The 20,828-nt window shown below is 67.2% G+C and carries 17 protein-coding genes and 2 pseudogenes; 13 read left to right on the top strand and 6 right to left on the bottom strand.

The window, feature by feature from the left end:
* Window positions 1–175 precede the first annotated feature (175 nt).
* On the bottom strand, window positions 176–1,540 hold the full coding sequence (locus AC07WC_RS17225) for a glutamate--cysteine ligase (protein ID WP_495211086.1): 1,365 nt from the start codon (window positions 1,538–1,540) through the stop codon (window positions 176–178).
* Window positions 1,541–1,747: 207 nt separating this feature from the next.
* Here AC07WC_RS17225 and AC07WC_RS17230 point away from each other — a divergent pair, with 207 nt between their 5' ends.
* The 3 genes from AC07WC_RS17230 (at window position 1,748) to AC07WC_RS17240 (ending at window position 4,357) form a co-directional block, all read left to right on the top strand.
* Window positions 1,748–2,446, top strand: coding sequence for a VIT1/CCC1 transporter family protein (locus AC07WC_RS17230; RefSeq protein WP_495211087.1), 699 nt, complete (start codon window positions 1,748–1,750; stop codon window positions 2,444–2,446).
* A gap of 3 nt (window positions 2,447–2,449) precedes the next feature.
* The gene (locus AC07WC_RS17235; protein WP_495211088.1) at window positions 2,450–3,283 is read left to right on the top strand and encodes a helix-turn-helix transcriptional regulator; all 834 of its coding nucleotides are present in this window, start codon (window positions 2,450–2,452) and stop codon (window positions 3,281–3,283) included.
* 96 nt (window positions 3,284–3,379) lie between these two features.
* Complete coding sequence (locus AC07WC_RS17240) at window positions 3,380–4,357, top strand: MBL fold metallo-hydrolase (protein ID WP_495211089.1); 978 nt, start codon at window positions 3,380–3,382, stop codon at window positions 4,355–4,357.
* Between the two features lie 49 nt (window positions 4,358–4,406).
* Here AC07WC_RS17240 and yihA read toward each other — a convergent pair whose 3' ends face one another.
* Window positions 4,407–5,030 (bottom strand): ribosome biogenesis GTP-binding protein YihA/YsxC, encoded by a 624-nt coding sequence (yihA, locus tag AC07WC_RS17245; protein WP_293981956.1) that lies wholly within the window; start codon window positions 5,028–5,030, stop codon window positions 4,407–4,409.
* Between the two features lie 155 nt (window positions 5,031–5,185).
* On the opposite strand from yihA, the gene AC07WC_RS17250 reads away from it, so the two are divergent.
* From AC07WC_RS17250 to betA, 7 genes are all read left to right on the top strand, one after another.
* A complete protein-coding gene (locus tag AC07WC_RS17250; protein ID WP_495211090.1) occupies window positions 5,186–5,986 on the top strand; it encodes a c-type cytochrome in 801 nt (266 codons plus the stop codon).
* A 128-nt stretch (window positions 5,987–6,114) separates the two neighbouring features.
* A complete protein-coding gene (locus tag AC07WC_RS17255; protein ID WP_495211091.1) occupies window positions 6,115–6,759 on the top strand; it encodes a thiol:disulfide interchange protein DsbA/DsbL in 645 nt (214 codons plus the stop codon).
* Window positions 6,760–6,881: 122 nt separating this feature from the next.
* Entirely contained in the window at window positions 6,882–7,709 is an 828-nt protein-coding gene (locus tag AC07WC_RS17260; RefSeq protein WP_495211092.1) for a thiol:disulfide interchange protein DsbA/DsbL, read from the top strand.
* Window positions 7,710–7,759: 50 nt separating this feature from the next.
* Window positions 7,760–8,497 carry an endonuclease/exonuclease/phosphatase family protein gene (locus AC07WC_RS17265; RefSeq protein WP_179460400.1) on the top strand — a complete coding sequence of 246 codons (738 nt, stop codon included), beginning with the start codon at window positions 7,760–7,762 and terminating at the stop codon, window positions 8,495–8,497.
* A gap of 121 nt (window positions 8,498–8,618) precedes the next feature.
* On the top strand, window positions 8,619–10,598 hold the full coding sequence (gene betT / locus AC07WC_RS17270; protein WP_495211093.1) for a choline BCCT transporter BetT: 1,980 nt from the start codon (window positions 8,619–8,621) through the stop codon (window positions 10,596–10,598).
* Window positions 10,599–10,634: 36 nt separating this feature from the next.
* Window positions 10,635–12,107 carry a betaine-aldehyde dehydrogenase gene (gene betB / locus AC07WC_RS17275; RefSeq protein WP_495211094.1) on the top strand — a complete coding sequence of 491 codons (1,473 nt, stop codon included), beginning with the start codon at window positions 10,635–10,637 and terminating at the stop codon, window positions 12,105–12,107.
* A gap of 25 nt (window positions 12,108–12,132) precedes the next feature.
* Complete coding sequence (betA, locus tag AC07WC_RS17280; protein WP_495211095.1) at window positions 12,133–13,824, top strand: choline dehydrogenase; 1,692 nt, start codon at window positions 12,133–12,135, stop codon at window positions 13,822–13,824.
* Window positions 13,825–13,832: 8 nt separating this feature from the next.
* Here betA and AC07WC_RS17285 read toward each other — a convergent pair whose 3' ends face one another.
* Complete coding sequence (locus tag AC07WC_RS17285) at window positions 13,833–14,711, bottom strand: EamA family transporter (protein WP_478050100.1); 879 nt, start codon at window positions 14,709–14,711, stop codon at window positions 13,833–13,835.
* 72 nt (window positions 14,712–14,783) lie between these two features.
* On the opposite strand from AC07WC_RS17285, the gene AC07WC_RS17290 reads away from it, so the two are divergent.
* The gene (locus AC07WC_RS17290) at window positions 14,784–15,263 is read left to right on the top strand and encodes an Lrp/AsnC family transcriptional regulator (protein WP_495211096.1); all 480 of its coding nucleotides are present in this window, start codon (window positions 14,784–14,786) and stop codon (window positions 15,261–15,263) included.
* A 6-nt stretch (window positions 15,264–15,269) separates the two neighbouring features.
* Here AC07WC_RS17290 and AC07WC_RS17295 read toward each other — a convergent pair whose 3' ends face one another.
* The 3 genes from AC07WC_RS17295 to AC07WC_RS17305 form a co-directional block, all read right to left on the bottom strand.
* A complete protein-coding gene (locus AC07WC_RS17295) occupies window positions 15,270–16,358 on the bottom strand; it encodes an alpha/beta hydrolase family protein (protein WP_495211097.1) in 1,089 nt (362 codons plus the stop codon).
* Complete coding sequence (locus AC07WC_RS17300; RefSeq protein ID WP_495211098.1) at window positions 16,349–17,200, bottom strand: AraC family transcriptional regulator; 852 nt, start codon at window positions 17,198–17,200, stop codon at window positions 16,349–16,351. Before AC07WC_RS17300 ends, AC07WC_RS17295 begins: the two co-directional genes overlap by 10 nt.
* 103 nt (window positions 17,201–17,303) lie before the next feature.
* Window positions 17,304–17,783: a VOC family protein gene (locus AC07WC_RS17305; RefSeq protein WP_495211099.1), complete on the bottom strand. Its 480-nt coding sequence runs from the start codon at window positions 17,781–17,783 to the stop codon at window positions 17,304–17,306.
* Between the two features lie 281 nt (window positions 17,784–18,064).
* Here AC07WC_RS17305 and AC07WC_RS17310 point away from each other — a divergent pair.
* Both AC07WC_RS17310 and AC07WC_RS17315 read left to right on the top strand, forming a co-directional pair.
* Window positions 18,065–19,783 (top strand): annotated as a pseudogene (locus AC07WC_RS17310) (TonB-dependent siderophore receptor); the annotation flags it as partial.
* Between the two features lie 75 nt (window positions 19,784–19,858).
* A pseudogene (locus tag AC07WC_RS17315) lies at window positions 19,859–20,828 on the top strand (IS3 family transposase); the annotation flags it as partial.

The raw sequence follows: 20,828 nt of genomic DNA on the forward strand, positions 1-20,828 counted from the left end.
ATCATCTTTCAACCACTCCGTGTTTGCTCGAAGCAGCCTCAACATTACCCAAACCACCACGCGAAACCCTTGTCCGCGTTGACCTTCATGCATCTACCGGCCACGCACCGAATGTCGCCTTCAACCCAGAGGCACCTGTCAAACCACTCCCCGGAAGCCCGCGCACAACGCAGGATCAGTACGCGAATTCCTTGAACACCGGATCGATGTTGCCGCCCCACTCGCCGCGGAAGAGCGCCAGCTTGCGGTCGGCCGGAGTCAACCCGGAATCGACGATCTCCTGCAGCACCTCCAGGAACTTGCTTTCGTCCTGGCCATCGGCATTGCGCGCGGCGCGGCGCTTGAGGCCGGCCACGGCGATCTTCAATGCCTCGCGCGACAGGTCCAGCACCGTGCCATTGCGGAACGGCAGCTTCAACCCCTGCTTCGGCACGCCATCACGCAGGACATTGCGCTCGACCAGGCTGAAATCGCGCACCAGGTCCCACGCGGCATCCAGTGCGGCATCGTCGTACAGCAGGCCCACCCAGAACGCAGGCAGCGCGCACAGGCGGCTCCACGGACCGGCGTCAGCGCCGCGCATTTCCAGGTACTTCTTCAACCGCACTTCGGGGAAGGCGGTGGTCATGTGATCGGACCAGTCGCGCAGCGTGGGCAGCTGGCCCGGCAGTACCGGCAGCTTGCCGACCATGAAATCGCGGAAGCTCTGACCGCTGGCATCGTGGTACTTGCCATCGCGGTAAGAGAAGTACATCGGCACATCAAGCAGGTAATCCACGTACCGCTCGTAGCCGAAGCCGTCTTCGAAGACGAAGTCGAGCATGCCGGTGCGGTCGTTGTCGGTATCGGTCCAGATGTGCGAGCGGTAGCTCTGGTAGCCGTTCGGCTTGCCCTCGGTGAACGGCGAATCGGCGAACAGCGCCGTAGCGATCGGCTGCAGCGCCAGCGACACCCGGAACTTCTTCACCATGTCTGCTTCGGTGGCGTAATCCAGGTTGACCTGCACCGTGCAGGTGCGGGTCATCATGTCCAGGCCCAGCGTGCCGACCTTGGGCATGTACTCGCGCATGATCTTGTAGCGGCCCTTGGGCATCCACGGCATTTCGTCGCGGGTCCACTTCGGCTGGAAGCCCATGCCGAGGAAGCCCAGCTGCAGTTCGCCGGCGACCTGCGCCACTTCGTTGAGGTGGGTGCCGGTTTCCACGCAGGTCTGGTGGATCGTCTCCAGCGCCGCGCCGGACAACTCCAGCTGGCCGGCCGGCTCCAGCGTCACCGAGGCGTTGTCGCGCAGCAATGCGATGGTGCGGCCATCTTCCTGCACCGGATCCCAGCCGAAGCGGGTCAGGCCGTTGAGCAGCGCTTCAATGCCGCGGTCGCCATCGAAGGTGGGCGGGCGCAGATCGTCCAGGCGGAAGCCGAACTTCTCGTGCTCGGTGCCGATGCGCCACTGCGCCTTGGGCTTTTCGCCGGAGGCCAACGTGGCGACCAGTTCATTACGGTCGGTGATCGGCGTCTCGGCGACGTGGCTGGGGCTCGACAAGGGGAGGCTCGCAGAATTCTGGTCAGGGCGGGGATGTGGGGTTCGCGCCCCTGCATCGCAAGGGCGCACTATATCGTGGCGTCCCCTGCCGTCGTGTCACCGTGACGGTTTTCAGCATCCTACTGGCATGGGCTTGACGCTGCGCCGCCCCCGCCGCGGCTGCGAGTCATTCCGCCGCGGGCCGTCGCGAGCCCCTAAACTGCGTCAATGAGCCGATCCCGACATCCGGAAGTCCATCGCTCCGACCGCGTCGGTTGGCTGCGCGCCGCCGTGCTCGGCGCCAATGACGGCATCGTCTCGGTGGCCGGCCTGGTGGTGGGCATCGCGGCCAGCGGTGCCACGGCGTCGACCATCCTGGCGACCGGCATCGCCGGGACCGTGGCCGGTGCGATGTCGATGGCGGCTGGCGAGTATGTTTCGGTGCAGTCGCAGGCCGATACCGAGCTGGCCGACCTGGCGGTGGAAAAGCGCGAACTGCACGAGGACCCGCACAGCGAGCTGGAAGAGCTGGCGGCCATCTACCGGCATCGCGGGCTGAGCCCCGAACTGGCGCATGAGGTCGCCACCCAGCTGACCGCGCACGACGCGCTGGGCACCCACGCCCGCGATGAACTGGGCATCACCGAAGAACTGCGCGCGCGCCCGATGCAGGCGGCGATGGCCTCGGCCGGCGCCTTCGTCAGTGGCGCGGCGTTGCCGGTGCTGACCGCCCTGCTTGCGCCACATGCCCTGGTAGGCCAGGCGACCACCGTGGTGACGCTGCTCGGACTGTGCCTGACCGGCACCCTGGCCGCGCATGCCGGCGGCGCTTCGCGCCTGCGTGGCGCGTTGCGCGTCACCTTCTGGGGTGCGATCGCGATGGCGGCCGCCGCGCTGGTCGGCCAACTGTTCAACGTGGCAGGCTGAGCGATGTCCGCACTGATCGATACGACGACGTCCCTGCTGGCGACGATGGCCAGTCTGGCCGACTGCCAGCGTGCCGATGGCTACGCCTGCATCACCGCACGCCGCGAGCATGGTGCCTCCTCGGTGGACATCCCGCAGCCACAGTTCGCGATCCTGCTGCAGGGGCGCAAGCAGGTGAGTACCGCCCAGCAGTCGCTGGAATTCGTACCCGGTGATCTGTTCCTCATCACGCGCCGCTGCCGCATCGATGTGGTGAACATTCCCGATCCGCACAGCGGGGTGTACCTCAGTGCGATCGTGCCGCTGTGCGCCGAAGCGCTCACGGCCGCCCGGGCGCTGTGGAACGAGCCCCTGCCCGACGCCGGCGACGCGCTGGCACGGCTGCCGCTGGCCGAGCATGGCGCGACGCTGCTGCAATGGCGGCAGGCGCTGGAACAGGGCCACTACACCGAAGCACGATTGGCTTTGGCCGGGCTGGCCGTGGCGTTCTGCCGGCGCGGGCATGGCAGCCTGCTGATTCCACCCGAGCCCAGCGTGGCTGATCGCATCCGCGATCTGATCGCGGCCCAGCCCGAGCGCGACTGGCAGTCACGCGATTTCGAAGCGCAGCTCGGGCTCAGCGGTGCGACCCTGCGGCGGCGCTTGGCCAGCGAGCAGTCCAGCGTGCGCGAGTTGATCACCGATGCGCGGCTGGCGCATGCCATGAGCCTGCTCTACACCACCCGGTTGCCGCTGAAAACGGTGGCCGCGCGCGTGGGTTACCGCTCGCTGGGCAGTTTCAACAAGCGCTTCGCCGAACGTTACGGGTTGGAACCGGCGGCGATCGGCAACAGCTGAGCGCGAGCGGATCGCGCGGCATTCTGAGCGGAACGCAGCCGACCAGGCGCGCAGCATGGGGACACCGCGGCGCTGCCGCCTTGTACGGAACCTGCCATGCATTTCCCCCGCGTTCGCACGCTCGCCTCCGCCTTGTTGTTCGCCGTTGTCGCCAGCCCCGCATGGGCCACCACCTCGCACACCCCGCGCGAGCAGGTGCCCGGCGTGTATCACCAGACCATCGGCACGCTGCAGGTCACCGCGCTGTTCGATGGCACGGTCGCGCTGGGCAGGCAGGAGCTGGTCGGCATTGCGCCCGGCGCAGTGACCCGCCTGCTCGATCACCGCTACGTGCCCGAAGATGGCAAAGGCCTGCAGACCGCGGTCAACGCCTACCTGGTGCAGCAGGGCGATCACCTGACCCTGGTCGATACCGGTACCGCCCAGTGCTTCGGCCCCGGCCTGGGCCAGGTGCTGGGCAACCTGCGCAAAGCCGGCTACGACCCGGCCGAGGTGGATGATGTCGTGCTGACCCACGCCCACCCCGACCACCTGTGTGGCCTGCTGGATGCCCAAGGCAGGGTCGCCTATCCGAAGGCCACGGTGTGGCTGTCCGCCGCCGATGCGGCGTACTGGCTGGATCCGGCCAGCGAGGCGACCGCGCCGCAGGGGGTGCGCTTTGCCTTTGCCCTGGCCCGCAAGGCGGTGGCGCCGTATGAAGCGGGCGGGAAACTGAAGCGCTTCGCGCCCGGCGACGCGTTGCCGGCCGGCATCACCGCGTTGGACAGCCACGGCCACACGGTTGGCCATGTGTCCTACCGGATCGATGGCGGCAATGGCCAGCAGCTGCTGGTGTGGGGCGACATCGTGCATTTCCACGCGGTGCAGTTCGCCCAGCCGCAGGCCTCGTATGAAGCCGACAGCGACCGCACGGCCGCCATCGCCAGCCGGCGCCGGATGATGGCGCAGGCCGCGGACCAGGGCTGGTGGGTGGCGGGCGCACACCTGCCGTTCCCGGGGCTGGGCCATGTGCGTCGCGAAGGTGAGGCGTTCGCCTGGGTGCCCGGCGAATTCGCACCGTTGCCGGCGAAGTAACGGGACACGCTCGCGCCGCGCGGCCCGTTGGACCGCGATAGCGCCCGGATCAGACCGCTTCGGGCGCCGGCTTGTTCAGGCCCAGCCAGCCGCCGATGATGCCGCGGGCTTCATCCACGCCTTGGCGGGCGGGACCGGAGAAGGTCTGCACGCTGACGGTGTCGCCGAAGGAGGAATGCAGTTCCTTGCGCACCTTCTGCAGGGCGATGCCCTGCTGGCCACGGCCGAGCTTGTCGGCCTTGGTCAGCAGGGCGTGCGCGGGCAGGCCACGCTGCACCGCATAGGCCAGCATCTGGCGGTCGTAGTCCTTCAGCGGGTGACGGATGTCCATCACCACCACCAGGCCACGAAGGGCCTCGCGGGTACGGAAGTACTGGTCGATGAAGGCCTGCCAGTGCGCCTGCAGGTCCAGCGGGACCTTGGCATAGCCGTAACCGGGCAGATCGACCAGCTTGGCCTCCGGGGTGACTTCGAAGAACACCAGCTGCTGGGTGCGGCCGGGCGTCTTGGACACCCGGGCCAGGCTGTTCTGGCGGGTCAGGGCGTTGAGGGCACTGGATTTGCCGGCGTTGGAGCGACCGGCAAAGGCGACTTCCGCGCCCACGTCTTCCGGCAATTGCCGGGTGTTGTGGGCCGAAAGCAGGTATTGGGCGCGTTCGAGGAGCAATGACATGGGCATAGGATCGCATGTCCGGGGCCCCTCCGCGCTGTCTGTCCCCGGTTTTGCTGCACCCTGCGTTGACCGTGGCGTGAAACGGCGTTGATAATCGGGCGATCCCCGTGGTTGCGGTCCCGCAACCGCCAGGCCGGTCCACACGGAGCTTCCGCATGCGCCATGCTCGCGTTCTTGCCGTTTCCGCACTTGCTGTCTCGCTGCTCGCCGCCGTTGCCGTTGCCCAGACCTCGATCACCCCGTTGCCGGACAACGGGCCGATCAAGACCGCCTCGCTGGAGGTCGATTTCAGCAAAACCACCTGGGGCGATCCCAAGGCCGGGCAGACCAAGGCCGCGGCCTGCGCTGCCTGCCATTCGGCCGACGGCAACTCGACGGTGGAGATGTACCCGAGCATCGCCGGCCAGAGCGAGCGCTACAGCGCCCAGCAGATGGCCCTGATCGCCAATGGCCAGCGCACCTCCGGGGCCTCGGCGGCGATGGTGCCGTTCGTGCAGGACCTCACCCCGCAGGACATGCGCGACATCGGCGCCTACTTCGCCACGCAGAAGGCCACCGCCGGCATCGCCGACGACGGCGCGGTCACCGAGGGCCCGTACGCCGGCAAGAAGTTCTATGAAATCGGCCAGCAGCTGTACCGCGGCGGCGATGCCGAGCGCGGCATCCCGGCCTGCATGGCCTGCCATGGCCCGACCGGCGCCGGCAACCCGGGCCCCGCCTACCCGCATATCAGTGGCCAGCACTCGGCCTATGTCGCGCGGCGGTTGCAGGAATACCAGGCCGGGACCACCCAGGAAACCGACAAGGCCCACTTCCAGATCATGGCCACGATCGCCAAATCGCTGACCGAGCAGGAGATCCAGGCCCTGGCCAGCTATCTGCAGGGCCTGCACAACCGGGCCGATGACGTCGCCGCCGCCACCACCCCGGTCGCCGGAGGCACCCAGGCACCGTAACGACCGCCCGCGCCGCAGCCGGTTCCCTTGGTCGGAAGGCGGATGCAGCACCCCCGCCGGCGGGGTATGTTCACTGGTACGCCGGCGACTGGGCCGGCGTCGTTTTTTCTGTATGGAGATGGATGTAGATGACGTTGATGCCCCGCCTGATGTTGTTGCTGCTGGCCCTGAGCCCGTTGAGCACCCTCGCCGCCACCCCGACGCCGCTGGTGGAGGGCAAGGATTACGAACGCATCGCCGACGCCGGTCCGTTTGCGCCGCTGGCCGGCAAGATCGAAGTCGTGGAGATGTTCGGCTACACCTGCCCGCACTGTGCGCACTTCGAGCCGCAGCTGGAGGCCTGGGCTGCCAAGCTGCCCAAGGATGTCCGCTTCACCCCGGTCCCGGCTGCCTTCGGAGGCGTGTGGGATTCCTTCGCCCGCGCCTACTACGCCGCCGACCAGCTGGGCGTGGCCAAGCGCAGCCACCGTGCGATGTTCGATGCCCTGCATGAGAAGGGCTCGCTGCCGATGCAGAATGTCTCGCCGGACGAGCTGGCCGCGTTCTACCAGGGCTTCGGCGTGGCGCCGGCCCAGTACGTTGCCGCGCTCAAGAGCGACGCGGTCGATGCCAGGGTCAAGGCCGCCCGCGCCTTCGCCGTCCGCACCAAGGTGCCGGGCACGCCGACGCTGATCGTCGATGGGGTGTACCTGGTCAAGGGCGACTCGTTCGAGTCCATGCTGCGCAACGCAGATGCCCTGATCGCCCGCGCGCGCAGCGGCAAGGCGCTCTAACGGCGCTCGCTGAACCATCACGCACCGTGCACGCGGGACGCTCGTTTCCGCGTGTCATCATGCTTCCCTGGCCGATGCTCCCAGCGTCGGCCTCAACATGCTCATCCGCTGGAGATGCTTCGATGAAGACCCGTTTCGCCATTACGCTCATGGCCCTGCTGCCGATCCTGGCCGCCTGCAAGGCCCAGGACGGTACCGCCAACACCACCGCCCCGGCCGAACCGGCCGCCCCGAGCAGCACCCCGGCTGCCGAAACGGCCACGCCGGCCGAGCAGGCGCCGGCCGCCAGCGGTGAAACCGCCGCCGCCGAGACCGCTGCCGCCGAAGCCACCACCCCGGCGCCGGCCCCGGCCTCTTCGCGCCCGACCGGCCCGGAGCCGGTGGCCGGCACCGACTACGTGGTGATCGAGAATGGCCAGCCGTTCCAGCCGGCCACCGGCAAGATCGAAGTCGCCGAGATCTTCGGCTATGTATGCCCGGCCTGCGCCGCGTTCCAGCCGCTGATCGGGCCGTGGAAGGCCGGTCTGCCGAGCGACGTCAACTTCGTCTATGTGCCGGCCATGTTCGGCGGTACCTGGGATGACTACGGCCGTGCGTTCTACGCCGCGCAGGCCATGGGCCTGCAGGAAAAGACCCACGAAGCCCTGTACGCCGCCATCCATGCCGACAAGACCCTGAAGGGTGAGCGCGGCCGTGATTCGGTCGAGGACATCGCCAACTTCTACGGCAAGCACGGCGCCGACCCGAAGCAGTTCTCCGCGATGATGGGCAGCTTCGCCATCAACGCCAAGACCAACTCGGCCAAGCAGTTCGCCATGCGCAGCAAGATCAGCGGCACCCCGTCGGTGATCGTCAATGGCAAGTACCTGGTCAAGGGCAAGGGCTTCCCGGACATGCTGCGCATCGCCGATCACCTGATCGCACGCGAACGCGCGGCCAAGGCCAACTGATCCCGCGATAGCGAACCGTCGTGACTTCCCCCCACACGCGGACCCTGCGCCTGCTGACGGCCAACATCCAGGCCGGTTCGAGCACCCGCCGCTACAGTGACTATGTGACCCGCAGCTGGTCGCATGCGCTGCCGGCGGGGCGCAAGCGAACCAGCCTGGATGCCATCGCGCAGATGGCCCGCGAGCACGACATCGTCGGCCTGCAGGAGGCCGACCCCGGCAGCCTGCGCTCGGGCTTCACCAACCAGACCCACTATCTGGCCGAGCGCGCCGGCTTCAATTACTGGAGCCACCAGCCCAACCGCCGGATGGGCGGGGTGGCCTCCAGCGCCAACGGCCTGCTCAGCAAGCTGGAGCCGGTCGAGGTCCAGGACCACGCCCTGCCCGGCCGGATCGGTGGGCGCGGCGTGCTGCTGGCCAAGTTCGGCGAAGGCAGCCAGGGCCTGGCGGTAGCGGTGGCACATCTGTCCCTGGGGACCAATTCGCGCATGTCGCAATTGGCCTTTATCGCCGATCTGCTGTCCGACCACCCCAACGCCGTGCTGATGGGCGATTTCAACTGCCTGGCCGAACGGCCGGAGATGCAGGTGCTGTACCAGAAGACGACGCTGCAGCCGCCCGGCTGCGTGGTGCCGACCTTCCCCAGCTGGCGCCCGGACCGGGCGATCGACCACATCCTGCTCAGCAACGGCCTGCAGCAGCGCAGTGCCGAAGCCGTGCCAGCCGCGTTCTCCGATCACCTCGCACTGGCGATGTCGATCGACGTGCCGAGCAGCGCGCTGCGCTGACCCTTGCGCACCCGCCGCCCTTGCGCGGCGGGCATCGTGGGCATGTAAACAGGCTGTCCACAACGGCTGTGCGATAAATCCCGCCGTCTGCCGCTCCGGCACCGGGAGTACCCCCCACCCCATGAGTAACGTGGAGCCGCCTCTGCCCGAGGTGCGCACGCTTCGCCCCGTGTTCCTGCTTGCCGCTACGATCGTGGCGGCATTCGCCATTCTGGTCACCGCATTTCCGATCGATGCGGGCGTGATGCTGCTCGATGCCCAGACCTGGGCCTCGCGCAATGTCGGCTGGTATTACCTGTTGGCGATGACCGTGTACCTGGTGTTCGTGGTCGGCGTGGCGTTGTCCGGCTATGGCAACGTCAAGCTGGGCGCGGACCATGACGAGCCGGAGTTCAGCTATCTGTCCTGGGCCGGCATGCTGTTCGCCGCCGGCATCAGCATCACCCTGTTCTTCTTCTGCGTCTCCGAGCCACTGACCCATTACCTGCTGCCGCCACAGGGCGGCACCGGCAGTGGCGAGGCCAGCGCGCGCCAGGCCATGCAGCTGCTGTTCCTGCATTGGGGCCTGCATGGCTGGGGCGTGTTCGCGCTGGCCGCGATGGCGCTGGCCTACTTCGCCTACCGCCACAACCTGCCGCTGGCGCTGCGATCGGCGCTGTATCCGCTGATCGGCAAGCGCATCAACGGACCGATCGGCTACACCGTGGATGCGCTGGGCATCGTCGCCACCGTGTTCGGCCTCGGCGCGGACATGGGCTTTGGCGTGCTGCATCTCAACGCGGGCTTGAACACCCTGTTCCCGGTGCCGCACGCGGCCTGGGTGCAGGTCGGGCTGATCGTGCTGATGATGGGCGCGGCGATCACCGTGGCCGTCTCCGGCGTGGAGAAGGGCGTGCGCTGGATGTCCAACATCAACATGCTGCTGGCGATCTCGCTGCTGCTGTTCATGCTGTTCGCCGGACCCACCCAGTACCTGCTCAATGCCTTCATCCAGAACATGGGCGACTACCTGGGCAACGTGGTCGGCAAGAGTTTCGATGTCTATGCCTACGGCGGGCGACCGGACTGGCTGGGCAACTGGACGGTGTTCTACTGGGCCTGGTGGATCGGCTGGGCGCCGTTCGTCGGGCTGTTCATCGCACGTATCTCGCGCGGCCGCACCATCCGCGAATTCGTGCTGGGCGTGCTGCTGATCCCACTGGGCTTCACCCTGGCCTGGCTGTCGATCTTCGGCAACAGCGCGCTCGATCAGATCCTGCACCACGACCAGGTCCATCTGGCGCAGATGGCGGTGGAGAACCCACCCACCGTGCTGTACGCGCTGCTGGAGAGCTACCCGTGGAGCCGCACGGTCATCGCGGTCACCGTGATCGTCAGCTTCATCTTCTTCGTCACCTCGGCCGACTCCGGCACTGTGGTGCTGTCCACGCTGTCTTCGCAGGGCGGCAATCCGGAAGACGACGGCCCCCGCTGGCTGCGCGTGTTCTGGGGCGTGATGACCGGTCTGGTCACCGCCGGGCTGTTGCTGGCCGGCAGCATGGATGCGCTCAAATCCGCGGTCGTGCTGGCCTCGCTGCCGTTCTCGGTGGTGCTGCTGCTGTTGCTGTGGGGCCTGACCCGGGCGCTGGGCGAAGAGTCGCAACGCAAGAAGGCCTCGCAGTACTCGCCGATCCCGCTGATCGGCCAATCCCGACATCAGCGCGGCTGGCGCCAGCGCATCACCCAGGCCGTGCATTTCCCGGCACGCGATGAGGTGTACCGGTTCATGGACAGCGACGTCAAACCCGCGATCGAAGCGGTTGCCGCGCAGTTGGGCGAACAGGGCCTGGACGTGCAGACGAAGTTCGAGCCGGGCCACATGGAACTGCTGGTGGACCATGGCGAACAGCAGGTGTTCACCTACCAGGTGATCATGCGTGGTTACCTCACCCCTTCGTTCGCCGCGCAGCGCTTCCGCAACCAGCGTTACTACCGCGCCGAGGTCCACCTTTACGAAGGGGGACAGGATTACGAACTGGTCGGCTACAGCCGCCAGCAGATCATCAACGACATCATCGACCAGTACGAGCGTCACCTGCAGTTCCTGCATCTCACGCGCTGACGCCCGCTGGTCTCCCGCTGCGAAGGAGTCATCGACATGCCCACTTTCCCCGACCAACTGCTCTACATCGGCGGCCGCTACGTTCCCTCCCGGGGCGGCAAGACCTTCGAGGTCATCAATCCGGCCAACGGCGAGTTGCTCGCCAACGTGCACAGTGCCAACAGCGACGATCTCGACGCTGCGGTGGAGAGCGCGCAGGCCGGCCAGAAAGTGTGGGCGGCGCTGACCACCGTGGAGCGCTCGCGGATCCTGCTGCGTGCGGTGCAGCTGCTGCGCGAGCGCAACGATGCGCTGGCCGAGCTGGAATCGCGCAACACCGGCAAGGCGCTGAGCGAAACGCTCAGCGTGGACGTGGTCACCGGTGCGGACGTGCTGGAGTATTACGCCGGTGTCATGCACGGACTGGAAGGCAGCCAGGTGCCGCTGCGCGAGAGCAGTTTCTTCTATACCCGGCAGGAACCGCTGGGCGTGGTCGGTGCGATCGGCGCCTGGAACTACCCGATCCAGATCGCGCTGTGGAAGGCCGCCCCCGCGCTGGCTGCCGGCAACGCGATGATCTTCAAGCCCAGTGAAGTCACCCCGCTGACCGCGCTGAAGCTGGCGGAAATCTTCACCGAAGCCGGCCTGCCCGATGGCGTGTTCAACGTGCTGCCCGGCGATGGCGCCGGCGTCGGCTCGGCACTGACCGAGCACCCGCGGATCGAGAAGATTTCCTTTACCGGCGGCACCGCCACCGGCCGCAAGGTCATGGCCAGCGCCTCCAGTTCCACGCTCAAGGAGGTGACCATGGAGCTGGGCGGCAAGTCGCCGCTGATCATCTGCGAGGACGCTGACCTGGACCTGGCCGCCGACGTGGCGATGATGGCCAACTTCTACAGCTCCGGTCAGGTCTGCACCAACGGCACCCGCGTGTTCGTGCCGCGCGGCAGGCTCGCCGCCTTCGAAGCCAGGCTGCTGGAGCGGGTCAAGCGCATCCGCGTCGGCGACCCGCTGGCCAAGGACGCCAACTTCGGCCCGCTGGTCAGCGCCGCGCACATGCAGCGCGTGCTCGAGCACATCGGCAGTGGCAAGGCCGAGGGCGCACGCCTGGTCTGCGGCGGCGAGCGCCTGACTGACGGCGCGCTGGGTAAGGGCTGCTATGTGGCCCCGACCATCTTCAGCGATTGCCGCGATGACATGCGCATCGTGCGCGAGGAAATCTTCGGGCCGGTGATGAGCCTGCTCGCCTACGACGACGAAGACGAGGCGGTGCGCCGCGCCAACGATACCGATTACGGCCTGGCCGCCGGTGTGGTGACGCCGGACCTGGCGCGCGCGCATCGGGTGATCCATCAGTTGGAGGCCGGCATCTGCTGGGTCAACAGCTGGGGCGAATCGCCGGCGCAGATGCCGGTGGGCGGCTACAAGCAGTCCGGGGTCGGCCGCGAGAACGGGCTGGCCACGCTGCGCGCCTACACCCGCACCAAATCCATCCAGATCGAGCTGGACCGCTACGCGTCGGTGTTCTGAACCGGCCTTACCAGGAGACACCGCGATGAAGCGCGAATACGACTACATCATCATCGGCGCCGGTTCGGCCGGCAACACGCTGGCCGCGCGCCTCACCGAAGACGCCGGGGTCAGCGTGCTGCTGCTGGAAGCCGGCGGCCCGGACTACCGTCTGGACTTCCGCACCCAGATGCCGGCCGCGCTGGCCTACCCGCTGCAGGGCCGCCGTTACAACTGGGCCTATGAAACCGAGCCGGAACCCTACATGGACAACCGGCGCATGGAGTGCGGCCGCGGCAAAGGCCTGGGCGGTTCTTCGCTGATCAACGGCATGTGCTACATCCGCGGCAATGCGATGGACTTCGACCAGTGGGCCAGCTTCGACGGCCTGGAGGACTGGAGCTACCACGACGTACTGCCCTACTTCCGCAAGGCGGAAACACGCGACATCGGCGCCAACGACTACCACGGCGGCGACGGCCCGGTCAGCGTGGCCACCCCGAAGAACGGCAACAACGTGCTGTTCCACGCGATGGTCGAAGCCGGCGTGCAGGCGGGCTATCCGCGAACCGATGACCTCAACGGCTACCAGCAGGAAGGCTTCGGCCCGATGGACCGCACCGTCACCCCGCGCGGGCGTCGCTCCAGCACCGCACGCGGTTACCTGGACATGGCCAAGGACCGCGATGGGCTGGAGATCGTGGTGCACGCCACCACCGACCGCATCCTGTTCGCCGGCAAGCGCGCGGTGGGCGTGCGCTACCTGGCCGGCAACAGCGCCGAGCCGATCGATGCCAGCGCACGCCGCGAAGTGCTGCTGTGTGCCGGTGCGATCGCCTCGCCGCAGATCCTGCAGCGCTCCGGCGTGGGGGCGCCGGCCTTGCTGGCCGCACTCGGCGTGCCACTGATGCACGACCTGCCCGGCGTCGGCGAGAACCTGCAGGACCACCTGGAGGTGTACATGCAGTACGCCTGCAAGAAGCCGGTCTCGCTGTACCCGGCGCTGCAGTGGTGGAACCAGCCGGCGATCGGTGCGGAATGGCTGTTCGCCGGCACGGGGATCGGCGCCAGCAACCAGTTCGAGGCCGGTGGCTTCATCCGCACCCGCGAGGAGTTCGACTGGCCGAACATCCAGTATCACTTCCTGCCGGTGGCGATCAATTACAACGGGACCAACGCGGTCAAGGAGCACGGTTTCCAGGCGCACGTCGGTTCGATGCGCACGCCCAGCCGCGGCCGCGTGCATGCCAAGTCACTGGATCCGCGCGAGCATCCCTCGATCCTGTTCAACTACCAGTCCACCGACCAGGACTGGCAGGAGTTCCGCGATGCGATCCGCATCACCCGTGAGATCATCGCCCAGCCGGCGCTGGACGAATACCGCGGGCGCGAGATCAGCCCGAGTGCGGACTGCCAGAGCGATGCCGAGCTGGATGCCTTCGTGCGCGCCCATGCGGAAACCGCGTATCACCCGTCGTGCTCGTGTGCGATGGGCACCGATGCGATGAGCGTGGTCGACGGCCAGGGCCGCGTGCATGGCATGGAAAGCCTGCGTGTGGTCGATGCCTCGATCATGCCGCGGATCATCACCGGCAACCTCAACGCCACCACGATCATGATCGCCGAGAAGATCGCCGACCGGATCCGCGGGCGTGCACCGCTGCCGCGCAGCACCGCGGCGTATTACGTGGCCGGGGATGCACCGGCGCGGCGCTGGGGCGCGGCGATCCATGGGTAGCGCCTCCATCAGGCGGGCGCACCCGGCAGCGGCACCACCACCCGCTTCGCGGTCAACGTGCTCCCTACCGAGGCCACCACGGTGCAGCCGATCGCCGCCCATTGCAGCGTGGTCAGGTGCTCGGCCAGCAGCCCCATCGCCAGCAGCGCGGCGACCGCTGGCTCCATGCTGATCAGGATGCCGAAGGTCTCTTTCGGCAACCGCTTGAGCGCCATCATCTCCAGCGACATCGGGATCGCGCTGGAGACGATCGCCACGCCGAGGCCGAACAGCAGGATCTTCGGATCCAGCAACGCCATGCCCGCATGCGCCACGCCCACCGGCACCACCACCAGCGCAGCCGCGCACAGCCCCAGCGAGACCGTATGCCCGGCCGGCAGATGCCCGGCGCGCTTGCCGAAGATGATGTACATCGCCCAGCACACCGCCGCGCCCAGGGCGAACATCACGCCGACCGGATCCAGTGGCTCGCCATGGCCCAGGGGCAGCAGCAGCAACAGCCCGACCAGCGCGCAGCCGACCCACACGAAGTCCACCGGCCGGCGCGAGGACCACATCGCCACCGCCAACGGCCCGCAGAATTCGATCGCCACGGCGATGCCGAACGGGATCGTGCGCAGCGCCATGTAGAACAGCAGATTCATCACCCCGAGTGTGATGCCGTAACGGAAGATCGCTCCGGCATCCGCGCGCGACGTGGTCCAGCGCCAGGGCCGGAACACCATCAACAGCACCAGCGCCGAGAAACCCACGCGCAGTGCGCTGGTGCCCTGCGCACCGATCAGCGGGAACAGCTGTTTGGCATACGAGGTGCCCACGGCCAGGGAGGTGACCGAGCCGAGCACGGCCAGGGCGGGGAAGAAGCTGGAGAGGCGGGAGGTCGACATCCGCACAGGATATTGCGCAACGGCCGAAGGAGATGCTCAATTGCAGGGGCCTTCCTGCATGTTTCACTCACCATGTCCGCCTCGTCCTACACCCCCGACAGCTTCGACCGCGCCATCCTGGCGATCCTGCAGCGTGACAATGCCACCCCGCAGCGCGAGATCGCCGAGGCGGTGAGCCTGTCGGCCCCGGCGGTGCAGCGACGGATCAAGCGCCTGGAAGAGACCGGCATCATCCGTGCCAACGTGGCCGTGCTTGACCAGGCCCGGCTGGGCCGGCCGCTGACGATCATGGTCGAGGTCCGGGTCGCCAGCGAGCAGCCGCATCGGGTCGCGCCGTTCCGTCGCCGCGTGCAGGAGGACCCCGCCGTGCAGCAGTGCTACGCGATCACCGGCGACGCCGATTTCCTGCTGATCCTGACCGCCGCCTCGATGGAGGAATACGAGGCGATCAGCGAGCGGCTGTTCGGCAACGACGACAACATCGAGCGCTTCCGCACCGCGGTGGCGCTGAGCACGCTCAAGCGGGGGCTGGACGTTCCGCTCGCGGAGTAGTCCCCGTCAGCGCGTGGCCGCCAGCGCGGCATCGAACAAGGCCGTGGCTTCCGTGATCGCGGCCCCGTGGGTGGCCTGCTTGTCCGCCGCCACCTGGCAGAGTGCACCGATGCGGGTCTGGCCCAGGGCGGTGCAACTGGACAGGAAGTCGTAGTGCCCGACCGCGGGCAAGGTGGTCAGCGTCGCCTTCGGGAGTGCCGCGGCCGCGATGTCGCTGTTGGTGGCCGGTGAGGCCACCGTGTCGGCCGCACCGACGATGATCGAGACCGGCTGCGTGACCTTCTCCAGCGCCTCCGGCGCAAAGGCCTGCACCATCGCCGGCGCGATCAGGAATACGGCGCCCACGCCTGCGATGGCGCGATCGTCTCCGGCCCCGGCAACCCACGGCGCCAACGCCGGTGTGTCTGCGGCAGCGACCCGCCGCGCCAGCGTCAGCCCCGGGGTCTCCGCCTGCGGGGCGCATACCCCATCGGCCGGGTGCGCGTGACAGAACGCCTGCAGGCGCTGCACGTCCGGGCGTGCACCTGCGGCAACCAAGGCGGTGAACCCACCCGCCGAGTAACCTGCGATGCCCAGCCGGGTGGTATCCACGGCTCTCGCCAGCACGGGGTCGGCGCGCACGCCGGCCAGTGCCGCCGCCAGGTCGTCCACGCGGTTCCACATCAGGATGCTGCCGGCCTCGGTCATCGGCTCTCCCCCGTTGTTGCCTGGATGATCCACGGCGATCACCACGTACCCTGCCCGCGCCATCGCGGTGCCGAACCAACCCATCATCCGTGCACTGCCGCCGTTGCCGTGCGAGAGCAGCAGCACCGGCCAGCGTCCGTTGGCGACAGCGGCATCCGCGGCGGCCGTGCCCACCTCGAACAGCGGCGCATCGGGCGGCCCGATCGTCAGCGCGGTTTCCTGCGCCCCGGGCTGTGCCGGGTACCACACGGTGTAGCGCACGCTGTCGCGGTGGCCGGCATCGCGCACGGCCGCACTGGGCGTATGCGCAATGCCGTGGCGCTCGCCGACGGGTGGCACGGCCCCCGCGGCAAGCAGAGGCAGGCAGAGCGCCAGCAGCGCGGCACAACAACGGGCGGTCATTCGCATGGGTCACTCTCCTTGAGGTGCAGCGTGTCGGTCAGCGGCAGCCAGATCTCCACCCCGCCGTGGCCGCTGCGGTCATCGAAGCGCGTGTCATAGCGCTCCAGGTCCGGTGCATCGGCCAGGGTCAGGCCGGAAGCCGGCAGATAGTCGTTCAACAACCAGCACCAGGTGGAGCTGATCGCGGAGATGTGCCCGGCATGCCAGGCCACCAGGTACTCGCGGGGCGGAATCAGGATGGCCTGCCAGCCGGCGGGCACGGGCGCGCAGGCGCTGATCTCGACACCGGCGATGTAATCAAAGCCCCCTTCGGCATCGTTGTTGCCGCACACGCCATACGCGATCTCCGTGCCCAGCCCATGCGCTTCCTCCAGACGCTGCCATTGCGAGGGAATCGATGCGACGGTCGCGGCGGTGTGCCGTGCCCCGATCCCGGCCACGCGCAGAGCGCCGCGGTGTTCGCGATGGGGGTCGATCGCGCAGGGTGTGGAGGTATCGACCAGTTTCAGTGCCTCGACCAGCGCCAGGCCGGCGAGCCCCTGCGCGCGCACCTGCTCCGGGGAACGCCCGAACTGCTCGAAAAATGCGCGGGTGAATGCCGCATGCGATGCATACCCGGCGGCGATCGCCACATTGAGGATGTCACTGGCTCCGGCCGCCAGTTGGCGCGCGGCCTCGGTCAGCCGGCGGCCACGCAGATAGCGCACCACCGACGTGCCGGTGCTGCGCTGGAACAGCCGCGAGAGATGGAACGGCGACACCCCCGCCACGCCGGCGATAGCGGCCAGCGACGGATTCTCAGCGAAGTGGCTTTCGATGTACCACAAGGCCCTGCGCGCCGCACCCATACCGCCAGATCCATGCCGATGAACGGGTGCGCAGCGTAACCCAGCGCGCGCCGCGCCATTTGATCCTTCTTGCTGTCCGCCGCAACGGGCCGCGCACCTTGCCTCAGCCCTTCACCGCCGCCTCGATCGCGGCCACGTCGATCCTGCGCATCGTCATCATCGCCTCGAACGCGCGGCGGGCCACGGCGGGGTCCTTGCTGGTCACCGCATCGGTCAGCACGCGCGGGGTGATCTGCCAGGACAGCCCCCACTTGTCGCGACACCAACCGCAGGCGCTTTCCTCGCCGCCATTGCCGACGATCGCATTCCAGAGACGGTCCGTTTCGGCCTGGTCATCGGTGGCGATCTGGAAGGAGAACGCTTCGCTGTGTTTGAACGCGGGGCCGCCGTTGAGTCCGATGCAGGGGATGCCGGCGACGGTGAAATCGACGGTGAGCACATCCCCCTGTCTGCCGGAGGGAAAGTCACCGGGTGCATGGTGGACCGCGTGCACCGCACTGCCCGGGAAGGTGGCGGCGTAGAAGGTGGCGGCCTCCAGTGCGGTGCCGTTGAACCAGAGGCAGATTGTGTTCTTGCTGACCATGGGCGTCTCCTGCAGAGGATGGATAGCGCCTGCTTACCGTAGGCGCCGGCGTGTTAAGCCTGCGCGCGGAGCGCCAGCGCTCCGCCGGATGCGGTTGCGGATGCGAATCACTACCATTAACATGGTGTGATCCGGGTCGCGCAAGGGATGCGCACCCGTGAACAGGTATCGAGCCCGCGCCGGGTCACCGCCCCCGCCAGCCGCTTCCTGCCCCCACCCCGCTCCGCCGCAGGCCACCCAGGACGCCGGCCATGCCCGTTGCCGCCCTTCTGGAAACGCCGATGCCCCGCTCCGCCCACGTGCTGTCCCGCCCGTCGATGCTCCGTCGCCCGCTGCCGCAGGCCTTGATGGTGGCCCTGTGCGCCCTCGCCGTCGCCCCTGCGTTCGCACAGGACGCCACGCCCGATGCCACCACCCTGGACAGGATCGTGGTCAAGGGCGAGCGTGCCGAAGGCTATTCGGTCCGCAAGACCTCGGCCGGTACCCGCTTCGATCTGGCCCCGCGCGAAATCCCGCAGTCGGTCAGCATCATCAGCCACCAGCGCATCGAGGATCAGAACCTCGATGACATCATCGACGTGCTGGGCAACACCACCGGCGTCAGCAGCACCCAGTCCGATACCGAGCGCACCGAGTTCTACGCGCGCGGTTTCTACATCGACAGCTACCAGTTCGACGGCCTGCCGACCCAGATGGTGCAGAACTGGAGCTACGGCGATTCCGGCCTGGACCTGGCGCTGTATGACCGCGTGGAAGTGGTGCGTGGCGCCACCGGTCTTCTGAGCGGCGCCGGCAACCCGTCCGCCTCGGTGAACCTGATCCGCAAGCATGCCGACAGTGCCGAACTGACCGGCAGCGTGTCGGTGAACGTGGGCAGCTGGGGCCGCACCCGCAGCACGGTGGATGTGACCACGCCACTGAACGCCAGCGGCTCGGTGCGCGCCCGCGTGATCGGCAGCTACCTGGATACCGAATCACAGATGGACCGCTACGACCAGCACAAGACGCTGGGCTATGCGGTGATCGATGCCGACCTGACCCCGGATACCCAGCTGAGCGTGGGCTATGACTACCAGCAGAAGCGCGCCAACGGCGCGACCTGGGGTGGCTTCCCGATGCTGTTCTCCGACGGCAGCTCCACCGGTTACGACGAATCGTTCAACGCCAGCCCGAACTGGACCTACTGGGACACCACCAGCAAGCGCGCCTTCGCCACCCTGGAACATGGTTTCAACAACGGCTGGAAGTTCAAGATCGGCGCGACGCATGACGAAACCAGGGCCGACGACAAGCTGTTCTACCCGGCGTACAACGACTGGGTCACGGGCGCCTCGAACTTCGACAAGACCACCGGTGCCGGCATCTCGCCATCGGCCGGCTTCTACAACACCGAACGCAAGGTCGACGCGGTGGATGGCTTTGTCGACGGTCCGTTCCAGCTGTTCGGCCGCGAACACCAGTTCATGGCCGGTCTGAGCTACAACAAACGCGATTACGCCAACTACGGCGATTACCAGGTGGGCGGCGCCGGCCTCGCCTGGGATCCCTTCTCCAGCTATCTGAACTGGACCGGCAACATCAGCGAGCCGAACTGGAACGCGCTGGCGCTGGCCAGCGAAGGCACCATCACCCAGAAGGCCGGCTACGCCGCCACGCGCCTGTCGCTGGCCGATCCGCTGAAGCTGATCATCGGCGCGCGCTACACCGATTGGAAGAGTGAAGGCGAAGGCGCCGACCGTTCGCACAAGGTGACCACGCCGTATGCCGGCCTGGTGTTCGACCTCAACGGCACCTACTCCACCTACGCCAGCTACACCGAGATCTTCCAGCCGCAGATGCTCAAAGACCGCAACGGCAGCTACCTGGATCCGGTCGATGGCAAGAGCTACGAAGTGGGCGTCAAGGGGGCCTGGTTCGATGATCGCCTGAACGCGTCGCTGGCCGTGTTCCGCATCGAGCAGGACAACGTGGGCCAATCCACCGGCGAACCGGTGATCGGCGGCAGCAACGGCTGAATCGCCCCGACTTTCCTAGACACCTTGCAGCCATAATTCACAGCAGCACTAGGGGTGTCTATGAGCAGCAAGCGATACACGTAGGAGTTCAAGGTCGAGGCGGTCAAGCAGGTCACTGACCGCGGACACTCAGTCGCCGATGTAGCAAGTCGGCTCGGCATATCGATCCACAGCCTCTATGCCTGGCGAAAGCAATACGCCAATCCATCACCCATGCATCCGGCGGCAATCGATCAGGCGTCCGAACTGCGACGTGTCAAGTCGGAGTTGCGGCGGGTAACCGAAGAGCGAGACATCCTAAAAAAGGCCGCAGCGTACTTTGCCAAGCTGTCCGGGTGAAGTACGCATTCATGCTCGATCATGAGCAGCAATTCCGCCTTCGAAGCATGTGTAAGGTGTTTGGCCTGCATCCCAGCGGGTACTACGCCTGGCGGAGCGCACCGATGTCACCAAGGGCCAAGGATGACACGCGTGTCCTGGGCCTGATCAAGCAGTCCTGGCTGGAAAGCGGCGGCGTGTACGGTTACCGGAAGATTGCCCGTGATCTGCGCGACCTGGGTGAATCGTGCGGCAAGCATCGGACGGCGCGATTAATGCGACAGGAAGGTCTGCGAGCACAGGTGGGCTATCGGCGCCGGCCGGGCATGCGCGGTGGGAAGCCGGCTATCGTCGCCAACAATCAGCTGGCGCGTCAGTTCGATCCGCGCATCGCCAATCAGGCATGGGTGACCGACATCACCTACATCCGAACGCACGAGGGCTGGCTGTACCTGGCAGTCGTGCTGGATCTTTTCTCACGGAAGATCGTGGGTTGGGCGATGCAATCCACGATGCACAGCGACCTGGTACTGCAAGCCTTGATGATGGCCGTATGGCGACGCAAGCCGCCTGCCGGGCTACTGGTGCACTCCGATCAAGGCACGCAGTTTACTGGCCACGACTGGCAAGATTTCCTGAAAGCACATGGGCTCATCAGCAGTATGAGCCGGCGCGGCAACTGTCACGACAACGCGGTCGCCGAGAGCTTCTT

The organism is Stenotrophomonas sp. GW821-FHT01H02A (assembly GCF_059422145.1).